Genomic DNA, 15,311 nt, shown 5'->3' with positions numbered 1-15,311 from the left:
GATTCAATGGTTAAATATATAAAAATAAACAATAAAGATAATGTCGGTGTGGCATTATCTGATTTAGAAGCACATGAAGAAAATATCGTCGTTGATGGACAGATAATTGATCTAAAAGATCCTATTAAACAAGGGCATAAATTTGCCCTTATCGATATTGAGCAAGATGAAAATATTATTAAATATGGCTTACCAATTGGTCATGCTACTCGTTTAATTAAAGCTGGAGAGCATATTCATTCTCATAATTTAAAAACCAATTTAAGTGATATTAATGATTACAAATATCAACCTACTTTATCGAAAAATGATCTGTTACATGAGATTGCCGATAAGGAAGTACAAATTTATCGACGTAAAAATGGTGAAGTTGGTATTCGTAATGAACTTTGGATTATTCCAACTGTAACTTGTATAAACGGGATAGCAGAACAAATTGTTAAACAGTTTTGTGATGAGTTAAATAATCAATTAGAAATTGATGGTATAACTGTACTTGAACATCCTTATGGCTGCTCCCAGCTTGGACAAGATCATCAAAATACTAAGACAATTTTACAAAATTTAGTTAAACATCCTAATGCTGGTGCTGTATTGGTCATCGGACTTGGTTGTGAAAATAATCAGGTTTCAGAATTTAAGGCTAGTTTAGGTGAATATGATGAATCTCGAGTTAGATTTTTAATCGCTCAGCAAGAAACCGATGAAGTTGAATCAGCATTGGTTCATTTAAGAGAACTTTATGCCATTATGAAGCAGGATAAACGTGAAGTAGGGCATTTAAGTGAATTGAAATTTGGATTGGAGTGTGGTGGTTCTGATGGTTTTTCAGGTATTACAGCTAATCCAATGCTTGGTCTGTTTTCTGATTATGTTATTGCTCATGGTGGAACAAGTGTTCTTACTGAAGTACCAGAAATGTTTGGTGCTGAGAACATTTTGATGTCACATTGTATTGATGAGTCGACTTTCGACAAGACTGTACACATGATCAATGATTTTAAACAATATTTTATTTCAAATAATCAACCAATCTATGAAAACCCTTCTCCTGGGAATAAGGCTGGTGGCATTACAACTTTAGAGGAAAAATCTTTAGGTTGTACGCAAAAAGCGGGTGGTAGTGAAGTTATTGATGTTCTTAAATACGGTGAAATGTTAACTAGACATGGATTAAATTTACTAAGCGCACCTGGTAATGATGCAGTAGCTACTGGTGCTTTATCAGCAGCTGGATGTCATATGGTGCTTTTCACCACAGGAAGAGGCACTCCATACGGCGGCATTGTGCCAACAGTCAAAATTGCGACTAATACACAATTAGCTGATAAGAAAGCCAATTGGATCGATTTTAATGCCGGTAAACTTATACAAGGAGTTTCTATGCAATCTTTGTTGATAGAGTTTATTGACTATATCGTTCTTATTGCTAGCGGGAAAAAAACTCGTAACGAAATTAACAACTTTAGAAATTTAGCCATTTTGAAAAGTGGCGTAACTCTATAGATAAAAATCCAAGAATAAATATCCACGTCATTAAGTCCTTCGGGACTTGATGCGAGGGATCGTTTTTTTTAAATATTATAGGTATCTTTTATGAGTAAGGAAAAAAAGAATAAAATTACATGGTTAGTAAGATTTTCTTATGGCAGTGGTAATTTAATTGGTAGTGGTGCATTAGCAATTAGTGGTGCTTGGCTTCTCTATTTTTATACCACTTTTTGTGGATTAAGTGTGGTGCAAGCTGCGTTGATTTTTTCCATCGCTACTTATTTGGATGTCATACTGAATCCATTGATGGGCTTTATTACAGATAATTTCTATCAAACTAAAATAGGGCAACGCTTTGGGCGACGTCGATTTTTTATTTTGATTGGTATTCCGTTAATGGTCATTTATCCTATGTTATGGATTGATGGTATGGGATTTTGGTATTACTTAGTAACATATATTTTATTTGAGATTATTTATACCAGCATCATGATTCCATTTAATACGTTACCTGTAGAAATGACATCTAACTTTTCAGAACGTACTTATTTAACTGGTTCAAAAGCAATGTTTGGTAAAGTAGCTAATTTCTTAGGTGCGGCAATACCAGGCGTATTCTTTTATTTCTATAGTAAGGAATCAGCAACCCCATTTTTATTAACTGGGATCACATATGCCACTATCATGATGTTAGCTTTGATTTTGCTTTATTGTAATAGTTGGGAAAAACCTAAAGAAGAAGTAAAAGATGAATCTGTACATAGCTTTTTTGAAGCAATTAAAAAGCTTTTTATCGATATCTTGTCAACATTCCGTGTTAAAACTTTTAGAACGCATTTAGGAATGTATCTATTTGGATTTGGTGCTGAATGGTTATTTACAGCGGTATTTACCTATTTCATCGTATTTAGTTTAGGTGAACCTCGTTCATTTGTTGCTTCAATGAATTCATTAAGTAGTATTTGTCAGTTGGTTTCAACCGCATTTTTTATGATGTATTGTGCTAAGAAGGGCTTCAAAAAACCATTTATTATCGCATTACTCATCGTTATTTCATCGATGATTGGTTATGTCGGTATTTATTACTTTAATCTGCCTCATATCACTTGGATTGTAGTGGGTATTACAATTTGGTTTGGTTTGGGTACTGGTGGTGTTTACTATATTCCTTGGAGTGTATATGTATTCTTAGCTGATGTAGATGAGGTTGTAACTAATCGACGTCGTGAAGGGGTATATGCAGGAGCTATGACCATGGCAGGTAAACTAGTTCGCGCTTCAATTGTTTTTGTGCTTGGTATGATATTAAGTGCTTATGGCTTTGAATCGAAATCACATATACAGCCACAAAGCGCAATTGATGCTATTAATGGTATTATTTTATACGGCGTTGTAGGAATGGCATTAATTGGGGCATTTTTTGCTTGGAGAATGAAGCTCGATCACTCTACCCATTCTATTATTATCAATGAAGTTGCTCGCATTCGACAAGGTGGCAAAATGGAAGATGTTACGCCTGAAACACGAAAAGTGGTTGAGGAATTATCTGGCATCGCTTACGAAAAATGTTTTGGTAATAATAACATTGGATTTAAGCAAAAAGAGACCACAACTAATTAAAGAAAAATATTTATTAGGATCAGTATGCTGATCCTGTAACCTAAAGCTGCAAACATTAGAGTAAATTAAAAGGTTTGTAAAAATATAAAGGATAAACTCATGACGACTGTATCTGTAAAAGATTTTGGCGCTATTGGTGACGGAAAATCAATAAATACTCAAGCTTTTGAAAAAGCAATTCAACATATTGATCAACTAGGTGGTGGAACGTTAATTGTTCCTGTTGGTACCTATTTTACTGGGGCAATTAAGCTTTGTAGCAACATAACGCTTGTTATTGAGCAAGGGGCGACTTTATTATTTTCTGATGATGCTAAAGATTATCCTGTTGTTAATTCTCGTTGGGAAGGGGTTAAGCAGGATGTGTATATGCCTTGTATATACGGTCAACATATTGAAAATGTGGTTATAACTGGAAATGGTAAAATTGATGGTAATGGTCAAAAATGGTGGCATACATTCCGTCATGATCGAAGCAATCTTAAATATCCAAGACCTTATTTAATTGGTTTTGATTTTTGTGAACGAGTTACGATTGAAAAAGTTTTTCTAACTCAATCACCTAGCTGGACTGTTCATCCGATGGAATCAAATAATGTCGTTGTCGATAATATTTCAATTCTTAATCCAGCTGATTCACCGAATACCGATGGTATTAACCCTGAATCATGTCGTAATGTGAGAATTTCAAATTGTTATATTGATGTTGGCGATGATTGTATTGCAATAAAAGCAGGCACTGAAGAAACAGCCGAAAAAAGTCCATGTGAGAATATTTTAATTACTAATTGTAATATGATTCATGGTCATGGTGCGGTGGTTCTTGGTAGTGAGATGAGTGGTTGCATTCGTAATGTAACTATTACAAATTGTGTATTCCAAAAAACCGATCGAGGTGTAAGATTCAAAACTCGTCGAGGTCGAGGAGGAACTATTTCTGATATCACATTTAGTAATATTGTAATGGATGAAGTTTTATCGGCATTTGTTATGAACTACTATTATTATTGTGGTCCAAAAGGAAATGATCCAATTGTTTGGAATAAAGATGCTCTACCCGTTAATGAGTTTACACCAGCATGCCACAATATTAGCTTTTCGAACATTATTGCTAAAAATGTTCGTGCTTATGCCGGCTTTTTATATGGTATTCCAGAATCTCCTATTTCTAATATCTCTTTTGATAATATCCGTGTTTCAATGCAACAAAATGCCCAAGCAGGCGAGGTTGATATGTTTAAAGATGTCAAACCGGAGGCTGGTAAAGGGTTCTTTATTGAGAATGCGAATAGTATTTTGTTTAATAATGTGATTATTGATAATGTACTAAGTGATCCACTTTGTATTAAAAATAGTAATGACGTGCATGTAACACAATCTTTTGTTAAACAAAATGGTCAATTATTTGGACTTAAAACTGAATAATGTGTTTGAAAATAACCGCTAAGTAGCGGTTATTTTTTATTGATGAATATTAATTCAATATGACCTTATTTTATACATTACTTTGATAAGAAAAAATTATTTTTATCAAAATGTTGTTATATTTTATGATTATTTTATTTTTCCAAATTTGGACTTTTCAAGAAAAATTATTCAGTTACTCCATTTTTAAATATTGATAGGTCACGAAATTCATTTATTTCATTACAGGTTTGTTTACCGTTTGCAAGCTGCACAATTAAATTAATAAATTGCTCTAAAAGTTTCTCCATCGGTGTTCCATTAACTAATTGCCCCGCATCAAAATCGATCCAGTGTTTCTTTTTTTTGGCAAGTGTTGAGTTAGTTGAAATTTTTACAGTTGGTACAACGCCACCATATGGAGTGCCTCTTCCGGTTGAAAATAACACCATTTGACAACCAGCAGCAGCTAATGCACCTGTAGCAACTGCGTCATTCCCCGGAGCTGATAATAAATTTAAACCTGATTTTTGGAGTCTTTCACCATATTCTAATACATCAATAACATTACTATTACCTGCTTTTTGGGTGCAGCCTAATGATTTGTCTTCAAGTGTTGTAATTCCTCCTGCTTTATTACCTGGAGAAGGATTTTCGTAAATAGGTTGATTATATGTCATAAAATATCTTTTAAAATTGTTAACCATATTTACTGTTTTTTCAAAAATTTGTGAATTAATACAATGAGACATTAGGATTGTTTCTGCTCCAAACATTTCGGGAACTTCGGTTAAAACGCTAGTTCCGCCATTGGCAATTACATAATCAGAAAACTTGCCTAATAATGGGTTTGCTGTGATGCCAGATAATCCATCGGATCCCCCACACTCAAGTCCAAATTTAAGTTCACTAAGCTTACCTGTTTGGCGACGATCTAATTTCATTACTTGATATATTTCGAGTAAATACTTCACACCTTGTTGAATCTCATCTTCCACTTCTTGTGAAATCATAAAACGGACTCGCTCATGATCATATTCACCAAGGCTTTCTTTAAATGCTGAGAGTTGATTATTTTCACATCCTAAACCAATAACTAATACTCCACCAGCATTAGGATGTTTGACCATATCTTGTAATATAGTTTTAGTTGTTTGATGATCTGCTCCTAATTGCGAACAACCATAGGGATGTGAAAGTAGATGGACACCATCAAAAAAAGCGTGATCTAACTCAATGTCTTTCGCTATTTCTGATAAAAATCGTTTACGAATTTGTTCCGCGATACCATTAACGCAACTAACGGTTGGGATAATCCAAAGTTCATTACGAATACCAACATCACCATTTTTTCGGCGATAAAGATTCACATCTCTATCCGGTAGTGATGATGAAATATGACTAGCAACAGGTTCATATTGATACTCATCAAGTTCACCAAGATTGGTTTTAACATTATGAGTATGTACGTGTTCACCAACTTGAATAGCTTGCGATGCATGACCAATGGGAAAACCATATTTAATGATGTTTTCACCTTGTAAAATCGGTTTAATCGCTATTTTATGACCTGAAGGAATTTCTTGTAAAACAGTAATTTGTTGATTATCTTTTAATAGCTCACTATTTATTTTATCGCCTGGGTATAATGTTTCTAATGCAATAATAACATTATCGTTACCATTGATTTTAATTATTTTTTTCATGAACTCTTTCCTAAAAATACACTTTCCGCTACTTGTTAGTAGCGGAATAATTGAGAGATAATTATTTAGTTAACCTATCTTTATTACTGATTTAAGTCGATTACTTGGATCATCTCGCATTTCTTTAAAAGCATTTTCGGCATTATTCAATTCGTATATGTCGGTAATGATTTTTTTAACATCACATTTTCCGGAACTAACTAAATCAATCAATTCGATAAAGTCTTTTTTTAGTGCATTACGTGAACCAAAAATATCTAACTCTTTAGTTTGAATTTGTGTAAAAGCAAAATCTAATTTTTGTTTACTTACTCCAACTAGACCTACACGACCACGGTAAGCTGCTGCATCAATACAATTTTGGAAAGTTTGTGGTAATCCAACGCATTCGATACAAACATCAAAACCATCACCTTGGGTAATCTCTTTTACTCTTTCTTCAAAATTCTCTTTATCTGTTCTGATAACACCTTTTGCACCTAATGATAATGCTTTATCTAATCTTGATTGCATGACGTCACTTACATATACGTCAGCCTCTTTTAATACTGCAGCCATGACTGCAAATAAACCAATAGGTCCGGCACCAACGACTAATACTTTATCGCCTTTTTTTACTGACGTTCGTTGAATTGAATGATAGCTAATACAAAATGGTTCAATCATTGATAGCGTTAATGCATCTAATCCTTTACCATCATAAATACGTTCAATTGGCATACTATAATATTCTCTGAAAATACCATCACGTTGTGCGCCAAGAGTTTGATTGCCAGTACAGCAGTTAACAAAACCGCGTCGACAAGAATAACATTTACCACAGTTAAAATAAGGATTGGCGGTAACAATCATTCCTTTTTTGATACCATAATCATTCTCATCTATTTCAACCACTTCGGCTGAAAATTCATGACCTGGGATTCTCGGATAGCTTGCATAAAGAAAAGTTCCTTTATACGTTCCCATGTCAGAACCGCAAATACCACCATATAATACTTTTAGGATTGCTTCACCTTTTTGTAAGGTTGGTTTTTCCATTTCTTTGACTTCAACTTTTCCTGGTTCTGGAATAACAATATATTTCATTTTAGTCATATGTTTGACTCCTGCTGTTTAGTTGTTTGGAATATAATTTTTAATATCTTGAGCTAAAATGTTTTCCAGATTTTTAGTCACTAAATCAGTTAATCCGGTAACATTATTGAGATCTTGTCCCCAATGATCAGTCATTTTTAATACGTTAGAGACGAGTGTTTTTACGTCGTTTTGATAAAGTGGTTGCCACTCTTTAAACTTCTCTAGTAAATGAGCATCATCAGTTAATGGAATAGCTTGACCTTGGTATTGGCCACGATAAAAAGCAATAAGAGCAGCTAAGGAAAACGAAATATACTTTGGTGGTTTGTTAAATCGTTGACTATATGTTAGTAATTGTGGCAGTAGTCGAGTTTTAAATTTTGTTAATGAATTTAATGAAATTGACATTAACTCGTGTTTAATGAATGGATTTCTAAAGCGTTTTAAAACCTCATCGGCAAATTGTACTAATTGTTCTTTGTCTAAAGATAAAGTTGGAATCACCTCTTGATTAATTAAATTTTTAACGAATGTTTCAATCTGCGGATCATCCATGCTTTCGCCAACGGTTTTCAATCCAGCAAGGTAAGCAACAGGCACCATCGCAGTATGAGCACCATTTAAAATACCTACTTTTCTTTCTTTATAAGGTTTAATATCATCAACAACTAAAATATTTAGGTCGACTTGATCTAATTTTAATTTCTGTTTTAACCATTGTGGACCTTGAATAACAAACAGATAAAAATACTCAGCTGTATCTAAAAAACGATCTTGATAACCAAGTTGTTGTTCAAGTTGTATTGCTTCATCTTTTGGATAGCCTGTCACAATACGGTCAACTAAAGTTGAGCAAAAGGTATTACACTCATTGATCCATATTGTAAAATCATGATCTAATTGCCATAATTTAGCATATTCCAGAACCAATTCTTTTAGTTTTTCTCCATTATAATCAATAAGTTCACATGGAATGATAATCAAGCCTTTATCTTTTTGGCCTTTAAAAAATTTAAAGCGATGGTGTAAAAAACAGGTTAATTTTGCAGGAAAAGTTGCTGGGGGTAGATCTGTAGCTTTATCTTTATCACTAAATGCAATACCTGCTTCAGTAGTATTTGAAAAAATAAATTCCAACTCAGGATTTTCAGCACAAGCTAAATAGGATTGATAGTCTTGATATATTAGTATTTCTCGATTAACCGAATAAATAATTCGCGGTGTAGCAATTGTGCAACCTTGTTCATTCAGCCCCCGAATAATAGTCGTGTAAAGCCCATCTTGTTCATTGATAGATGGTTGATGTGTATCAATAGGTCTAACAATAGTAACACCACTATTGAAATTTGTTTTTTCATTTAGATTATCAATAATCCAATCTATAAATGCTCTTAAAAAATTTCCTTCACCAAATTGAAGTATTTTTTCAGGGTAAATTGGACCAGGAAAGTTGGATCTATTTAATTGTTTTGTCATATGATTGTTCTCTTTAATTATTGGTAGTAAATAAAGAGAACTATAGAAGAAGATAAAAAGTAGTATGTTTTTTTTTTGTAGTTTCGTGTTGAATATATAATTTTTTTGTTTTTTATCTGTTTTTTATTTCTAATGCGCGTCCAATTGATTCTTGCATTGACCTTTTAGCTGTATTTAAATGACGACACAACGCTGCAATGGCGAGTGGTTCGTTTTTTTGTAGAATTGCAGTTAATATTGCAATATGTTCTGATACAGCAATACTGTTTCTTTCTTTAAGATCACTACTGTCCCACTGGTAATGGAAATGAAATATAACGGAAATTAAATCAAATGATTGTAAAAAAAAACGATTTTCTTTACACGATAAAATGAGTTCATGGAAATCACGGTCAAGTGTTGAAAAAAGTTTATATTCATCTTGTATATTTTGTTGAAGATTTTTGTGACATTGCAATAATTCTCTTGCTTTGATCCAATTAATATGGTTATCTGGTTGTGCCATAAAGGATTTGAGGGCGAATATCTCTAATACACTTCGAAATTCATATAGTTTTTCAGCATAATCCTTAGCAAAGGTGACCAATTCCCATTCACCTCTTTTTACATTATTAATAAGCCCATAGTGTAAAAAGCGTAATAAAAATTCACGAACAACAATAGGACTAACATTAGCATCTTTAGCTAATTGAATTTCATTAAAATGTTCTCCTGGCAATAATTTTTTACTATTGATCAAATAGTAGAAATAAGCTTCAAATTTTTCATCTTGAACAGCTCGTTTATCAAACTGACAAGCGATTTTATCTTTTGGTATGGGATTACGGTTTAAATAATATTTATTATTTTTATATATTAAAATATCAACTTGACATAAATATTCTAAAACAGCTCTCATGGTTGTTCGACTAACATTAAAGTTATCGGCAAGAATCGAAATCGATTGTAATGGGAAAGATAATATATTGTTATTAATACAATCAATGAATTGATTGATTGTGTTTTGTCTTAAGATTTGACTTCGGCTCATATTACGTTTTAAATCTTTCAGATATAATTATCTAATATATAGAAATATATTAGATAATTATTTTAACTTATAAAATTATCTTTTACTTATTTTTAAAGCATACATTGGTAAAATCATGATAGCACCAATGAAGGCAATTATCCCAAGTAAATATAGCCCTGCTAATGGCGAGTTAAACCAACTTTCAGCTAAGACTCTAATATTAGGAGCAACAAAACCTCCTAGATTTGCAAGTGAATTGATTAAAGCAATCCCAGACGCAGCAGCGGCTCCACTTAAATATCCTGTAGGAAACGTCCAAAATATTGGTTGGACAGCCAATAATCCTGCACAGCCAATACATAATGAAATAAAAGCCAGTAATGCACTGTATTGTGCTAAAGTACCTGATAACGCAACACCTAAGGCAGCTGTACCTAGAGTTAAAACTGATATAATACGTCTTTCCTTTAAAACGGTTGATAAATGAGGAATAAAAAAGGCTGCAAGTAGAGCACAAAACCAAGGTATTGCACTTAAAAAACCAACAAAAAGACCTACATTACCGTCACCAACTAACCCAGCGATTTGTGATGGTAAAAAAAACGTAACACCATAAGATCCTACTTGAATTGTAAATGCAATAATACATAAGTATATGACTTTAGGATCTAGTAAGGCTTGCAAAATTCCTTTAGGTCCGTGAGAAGCCTTTTCATGTTCTTCTTGTGACATTTTAGAAATTAAAGCATTTTTCTCTTCTTTAGATAACCACTTGCAACGTTCATCTTCAGGTTTATCAACTAGGTATAACCAAGCCCATATTCCTACTAAGATGGTTAAAACGCCTGTGACTAAAAACATCATTTGCCAACCATGTAACCCTGCAAATCCATCAAAAGAAAGTAATAAACCAGAAAGAGGACCACCTAAAACGAATGCTAACGGTGGACCGAACCAGAAATAACCAGCAACTTTTGCTCTAATATCGATGGGGAACCAAAGCATCAAATAGTACATAACCCCAGGCATAAATCCCGCTTCACATGCTCCTAGTAAAAAACGCAATATATAAAAAATTGTAGTTGTTTTTGCAAACATCATTAAGGCAGAAACAACACCCCAAGTAATCATAATGCGGGCAAGCCAAACTCTAGCTCCAAATTTGTACATAAATATATTACTTGGAACTTCGAAAATGGCATAACCAATAAAAAATATACCAGCTCCAAAAGCATAAGCGGCGTTACTCAAACCTGTATCAATTAAAAAGGCATGATGAGCAAAACCAATATTTGCACGATCTAGAAATGCTAAGATGTACATTAAAGCTAAAAAAGGTAATAACCGAGTTATTGATTTTTTTATTGCTGTTTTTAAAATAAAATCATTATTAGTTAACGTCATGGAAATCTCCTATTATTCATGATGTCAAATAAACAACATTAATTCTTTACCCATTCTTTTCCGTTAGGGTAAACAAATTGCTCAATTGATTCTTGTTTCATTGTTACGCTATATCCTGCTTGTTTTGGTGGCATATAACGTCCTTTCTTAATTACAATAGGCTCTAAGAAATTTTCATGTAGATGATCAACATATTCAAGAACACGGTTTTCTAATGATGCTGAAACCGCAATATAATCAAAAAGAACAATATTTTGGCTATATTGACAAAGACCAACACCACCGCCATGAGGGCAAACAGGGATATTATATTTAGCAGCCATCAGAATTACGGCAAGAACTTCATTTAATCCTCCTAATCGAGCTGGATCAAGTTGGCAAAAATCTAGACTTTTAGCTTGGAACATTTGTTTAAACATTACTCTGTTGTGAGCATGTTCTCCCGTGGCAACACCAATCGGATGGATTCTTTCCCTAATCGTTGCATGACCTAAAATATCATCAGGGCTTGTTGGTTCTTCTATCCACAAAGGATCAAATAAGGCAAGTTTTCGCATATTTTGTACAGCTTCATCAACACTCCATATTTGGTTTGCATCCATCATTAATTTGCGATCCCATCCTAATTCTTCTCTTAGAATTGTAGCTCGGCGCATATCTTGCTCAATATCTGCACCAACTTTTTGTTTTAAGTGTGTCCATCCTTCTTCAACAGCTTTTCTTGCTAACATCCGCATTTTTTCTTCCGAATACCCTAACCAACCGGCTGCAGTTGTATAACCAGGAAAACCAACCTCTAACATCTCTTTTTCTCTCTGAGATTTTGTAGATTCTACTTTTCTCAGTAATGTTATTGCTTCTTCAGGGGTTAAAACATCTGTCAAATAAGTAAAATCTATACATTTGACAAGCTCTTCTGGTGACATATCAACCAACATTTTCCATATAGGTTTTCCTTCTTTTTTCGCCCATAAATCCCAGATAGCATTGATAATTGCAGCTGTTGCCAGGTGAATGACACCTTTTTCAGGTCCAACCCATCGCAGTTGACAATCACCTGCCACAAGTTCGTGCCAATAAGCGCCAAAATTTTCCGTAATATCCTCAAGATATCGATCTTTAACAAATAAAGCAGATAAAGATTTTACAGCTTCAACACACAATTCATTGCCTCTTCCAATAGTAAAAGTAAGACCATTGCCTTGGATATTGTCTGGTGAATCTGTTATCAAAGTTACATATGTTGCAGAATAATCTGATATAGCATTCATTGCATCGGAACCATCTAAATTTTTAGATGTTGGGAATCTAATATCTCTCACCATAATGTCTACAATTTTTGTTTTCATTTTTTTGTCCTCATTTACCTTTAAATAAAACATTGCCTTTTTATACAATAGTAATAAATTTCTAATTTACAGATAGTTATCATCTATTAGCATTGTTGAAAATAATTTTATCAATAACAATTAACATTAATGTTATAAAAAATGAGGTTTTGTGTTTGGCTTAATATTTTTCTGTTTTTTATTTGTTTTTAATCTTTAATGTCATTTCTTATTGAACATCATCATTACCTATTAAAATAATTTTGATGTAGATCACATTTATCTAATAAAGCCGTTAAAGCTAAATTTTTAGCTATTCATACTCAAAACAGTGCTTAACTCTTTATAGGATAAATTATGACAAGTGCATTTTATAAAAAACCAACTTATTGGTTTGCTTCGTTTTATAGCATTATGTATTACGCGGCGGGTAGTTTTGTTTTTTCTTTTTATGCAATATGGCTTAGTAAAGAGATTGGTTTAACAGCAAAACAGACGGGTATTATCTATTCTTTTAACTATTTTATTTCGTTAATTATCATGATTATTTATGGTGTTTATCAAGATAAATTAGTCTTAAAAAAACATCTAATTTGGTTTCAAAGTGTCATCATAACATGTGCTGCACCTGCATTAATCTATGTTTACGAGCCACTTTTAAGACATAATTTTTATGTTGGTGTTATCTTTGGCAGTTTCTTCTTAGGTTTTGGTTGGGTTGCCGGTATGGGCTTGATCGATTCTTACTGTGAAAAAATCAGCCGTGCTTTCGATTTTGAATTTGGACAATGCCGGACTTGGGGTTGTATTGCTTACGCAGTGGGTACCTTTATCGCTGGTATTTTAATTAGTATCAATCCTCATCTTAACTTTTGGGCTGCTTCAGTGGTCGGTATCTGTTTTATGATACTCAATTTGAATTTCAAACCAGATTTAAGTAAATCATCGGCAGCAGTATTTCAGAAGAAAGATAAACTAAGTTTTAATGAAATTGTTTCAGTCTTTGGACTGAAAAAGTTTTGGATATTTGTTGTTTATGTACTTGGTACTTATAGCTTGTACAACATTTATGACCAACAATTATTCCCTGTCTTTTTTACTCAGCAGTTTACCGATGTAAATGATGGTTATCGCTTATATGGTATTTTGAATTCATTTCAAGTCTTTTTAGAAGCAGCTGTTATGTTTTGTGTGCCATTTGTGGTTAACAAAGTTGGTGCAAAAAATGCATTAATCTTTGCTGCATTTATCTCTGCAACTCGAATATTTTTAACAGGTCATGTTGAAAGTATCGCAATTATTTCCGTAATCAAACTTATGCACTGTTTAGAGATCTCAACTATTTTAGTCTCAGTGTTTAAATATATTGATAACAATTTCAATGCACGCTTGTCAGCTACAGTGTTTTTGATCGGTTATCAAGTAGCCGGTTCAGTAGGCGTAATATTATTTTCTACCTTTGTCGGTAATTTTTATGACACTGAAGGTGCTGCTACTACGTTTAATTATTTAGGCTTAGTTGTTTTAGGCTTCATGATATTTGCTATGGCCTTCTTAAGTCGTGATAGAAAGTCAGACAAAATTGAAAATGAAAGTAATTAAGCAAACGAAATTTATATTTTAATTAATAATATTTGTTAAAACTTATTAAGGACGCAAAATGAATATATTTGATTCAGTAACACAGTTTCACTTCGAACAAACAAGAACTATTTCACCTGAAAATTTGACTGGTGAAAAGGGTAAATCGTGTATGAAAGCTAGTGCTTTAGGTCCATGTAGGAAAGGACAAGGTTTTATATCTATTCCTGCTGGTGAAAAAGTGACTATTGCTGAAATTACTGGCCCAGGGGAAATTCGTCATATGTGGTTTACTTTAACTGATAAAACACATCGTGGAAGCTTTGTATTACGTGATGTTGTGATTCGAATTTATTGGGATGATGAAACTGTTCCTTCAGTGGAAAGTCCTATTGGTGACTTTTTCTGTAATGGTTTTGGTGCGAGATGTGATATTAATTCTATGCCAATAGTGGTTAATCCAACAGGTGGTTTTAATAGTTATTTTAGAATGCCATTTAATAAAAAAGCTAGAGTTGAAATTCACAATGAACATGAAGCTGATTTGCAACATTTCTTCTTTGCTATTAATTATGCGTTGATGCCAAAACCATTTGAAAATCCACTTTACTTTCATGCTCAATGGCGTCGTCAACGTGTGACTAATCATGCACAAGATTATGTCATATTAGATAATGTTCAAGGTTATGGTTATTATGTAGGTACTTACTTAGCTCTTACAGCTTTAGAGCGTTATTGGTGGGGAGAAGGGGAGTTTAAATTCTATCTTGATGATGATAGCGATTATCCAACACAACATTCAACTGGTTCAGAAGATTACTTTGGTGGAGCTTGGGCATTTCATAACCGTGATAGCCAAGGTCGTCCAAAAGCGAAATGTTTCCAAACAATGTTTATGGGATATCCATATCAAACAAACCGTGATGCAACACGTGACTTTTTCCAAACTGGAGATTCTAATCCAGTACATGGTTTTGGTGATGATGGTTTGCCTTCACATGGTTTATATCGTTGGCATCTTCCAGATCCAATTGCATTTCACAAAAATATCAAATTAGCGTTTCAACAAATCGGTAATGATGATATAAGACTATATGAACGTTGTGATGATATTGCGAGTGTTGCTTATTGGTATCAAAGTCCATCGGTGAACCACAATCCAGTGTTCCCGAATAAACAACAACGTACTCCACGTTAGTATTAAGGTGATCT

At 33.4% G+C, this 15,311-nt stretch carries 11 protein-coding genes; 5 read left to right on the top strand and 6 right to left on the bottom strand.

What is annotated here, in order from left to right; translation table 11 throughout:
* The first annotated feature begins 6 nt into the window (after positions 1–6).
* The 3 genes from J3U24_RS05020 to J3U24_RS05010 all read left to right on the top strand — a co-directional run bounded on the left by J3U24_RS05020 (position 7) and on the right by J3U24_RS05010 (position 4,536).
* Positions 7–1,506, top strand: a complete 1,500-nt coding sequence (locus tag J3U24_RS05020) for a UxaA family hydrolase (RefSeq protein ID WP_065734743.1) — start codon at positions 7–9, stop codon at positions 1,504–1,506.
* Positions 1,507–1,596: 90 nt separating this feature from the next.
* Positions 1,597–3,111 (top strand): MFS transporter, encoded by a 1,515-nt coding sequence (locus J3U24_RS05015; RefSeq protein ID WP_065734720.1) that lies wholly within the window; start codon positions 1,597–1,599, stop codon positions 3,109–3,111.
* A gap of 99 nt (positions 3,112–3,210) precedes the next feature.
* Positions 3,211–4,536 (top strand): glycoside hydrolase family 28 protein, encoded by a 1,326-nt coding sequence (locus tag J3U24_RS05010; RefSeq protein ID WP_267337097.1) that lies wholly within the window; start codon positions 3,211–3,213, stop codon positions 4,534–4,536.
* Positions 4,537–4,703: 167 nt separating this feature from the next.
* On the opposite strand, the gene J3U24_RS05005 is transcribed toward J3U24_RS05010, so the two are convergent.
* From J3U24_RS05005 to J3U24_RS04980, 6 genes are all read right to left on the bottom strand, one after another.
* Positions 4,704–6,221 carry a UxaA family hydrolase gene (locus tag J3U24_RS05005; protein ID WP_267337096.1) on the bottom strand — a complete coding sequence of 506 codons (1,518 nt, stop codon included), beginning with the start codon at positions 6,219–6,221 and terminating at the stop codon, positions 4,704–4,706.
* 69 nt (positions 6,222–6,290) lie between these two features.
* Positions 6,291–7,307, bottom strand: coding sequence for a zinc-binding alcohol dehydrogenase family protein (locus J3U24_RS05000; RefSeq protein ID WP_065734742.1), 1,017 nt, complete (start codon positions 7,305–7,307; stop codon positions 6,291–6,293).
* 27 nt (positions 7,308–7,334) lie between these two features.
* Complete coding sequence (locus J3U24_RS04995; RefSeq protein ID WP_267337095.1) at positions 7,335–8,774, bottom strand: tagaturonate reductase; 1,440 nt, start codon at positions 8,772–8,774, stop codon at positions 7,335–7,337.
* Between the two features lie 112 nt (positions 8,775–8,886).
* A complete protein-coding gene (locus J3U24_RS04990) occupies positions 8,887–9,804 on the bottom strand; it encodes a GntR family transcriptional regulator (protein WP_267337094.1) in 918 nt (305 codons plus the stop codon).
* Positions 9,805–9,879: 75 nt separating this feature from the next.
* Positions 9,880–11,190: an MFS transporter gene (locus tag J3U24_RS04985; protein ID WP_267337093.1), complete on the bottom strand. Its 1,311-nt coding sequence runs from the start codon at positions 11,188–11,190 to the stop codon at positions 9,880–9,882.
* A 38-nt stretch (positions 11,191–11,228) separates the two neighbouring features.
* On the bottom strand, positions 11,229–12,539 hold the full coding sequence (locus tag J3U24_RS04980) for an enolase C-terminal domain-like protein (protein ID WP_065734715.1): 1,311 nt from the start codon (positions 12,537–12,539) through the stop codon (positions 11,229–11,231).
* Between the two features lie 336 nt (positions 12,540–12,875).
* Here J3U24_RS04980 and J3U24_RS04975 point away from each other — a divergent pair, with 336 nt between their 5' ends.
* Together J3U24_RS04975 and J3U24_RS04970 are read left to right on the top strand one after the other, a co-directional pair.
* Entirely contained in the window at positions 12,876–14,120 is a 1,245-nt protein-coding gene (locus tag J3U24_RS04975) for an oligosaccharide MFS transporter (protein WP_065563662.1), read from the top strand.
* A gap of 58 nt (positions 14,121–14,178) precedes the next feature.
* Positions 14,179–15,297: a glycoside hydrolase family 172 protein gene (locus tag J3U24_RS04970; RefSeq protein WP_065563661.1), complete on the top strand. Its 1,119-nt coding sequence runs from the start codon at positions 14,179–14,181 to the stop codon at positions 15,295–15,297.
* Positions 15,298–15,311: the final 14 nt, after the last annotated feature.

Source organism: Gilliamella sp. B2785, assembly GCF_026537005.1.
Taxonomy (GTDB): Bacteria; Pseudomonadota; Gammaproteobacteria; order Enterobacterales; family Orbaceae; genus Gilliamella; species Gilliamella apicola_E.
The sequence above is the reverse complement of the archived record's forward strand: the minus strand, read 5'-3'. Positions and strand labels throughout refer to the sequence as shown.

Excerpts from the sequence above, each read along its gene's own strand:
- J3U24_RS04985 (WP_267337093.1), bottom strand. The coding sequence starts at position 11,190 with ATGACGTTAACTAATAATGATTTTATTTTAAAAACAGCAATAAAAAAA.
- J3U24_RS05020 (WP_065734743.1), top strand. The coding sequence starts at position 7 with ATGGTTAAATATATAAAAATAAACAATAAAGATAATGTCGGTGTGGCA.
- J3U24_RS05015 (WP_065734720.1), top strand. The coding sequence starts at position 1,597 with ATGAGTAAGGAAAAAAAGAATAAAATTACATGGTTAGTAAGATTTTCT.
- J3U24_RS04990 (WP_267337094.1), bottom strand. The coding sequence starts at position 9,804 with ATGAGCCGAAGTCAAATCTTAAGACAAAACACAATCAATCAATTCATT.
- J3U24_RS04980 (WP_065734715.1), bottom strand. The coding sequence starts at position 12,539 with ATGAAAACAAAAATTGTAGACATTATGGTGAGAGATATTAGATTCCCA.
- J3U24_RS04975 (WP_065563662.1), top strand. The coding sequence starts at position 12,876 with ATGACAAGTGCATTTTATAAAAAACCAACTTATTGGTTTGCTTCGTTT.
- J3U24_RS05005 (WP_267337096.1), bottom strand. The coding sequence starts at position 6,221 with ATGAAAAAAATAATTAAAATCAATGGTAACGATAATGTTATTATTGCA.
- J3U24_RS05010 (WP_267337097.1), top strand. The coding sequence starts at position 3,211 with ATGACGACTGTATCTGTAAAAGATTTTGGCGCTATTGGTGACGGAAAA.
- J3U24_RS04970 (WP_065563661.1), top strand. The coding sequence starts at position 14,179 with ATGAATATATTTGATTCAGTAACACAGTTTCACTTCGAACAAACAAGA.
- J3U24_RS04995 (WP_267337095.1), bottom strand. The coding sequence starts at position 8,774 with ATGACAAAACAATTAAATAGATCCAACTTTCCTGGTCCAATTTACCCT.
- J3U24_RS05000 (WP_065734742.1), bottom strand. The coding sequence starts at position 7,307 with ATGAAATATATTGTTATTCCAGAACCAGGAAAAGTTGAAGTCAAAGAA.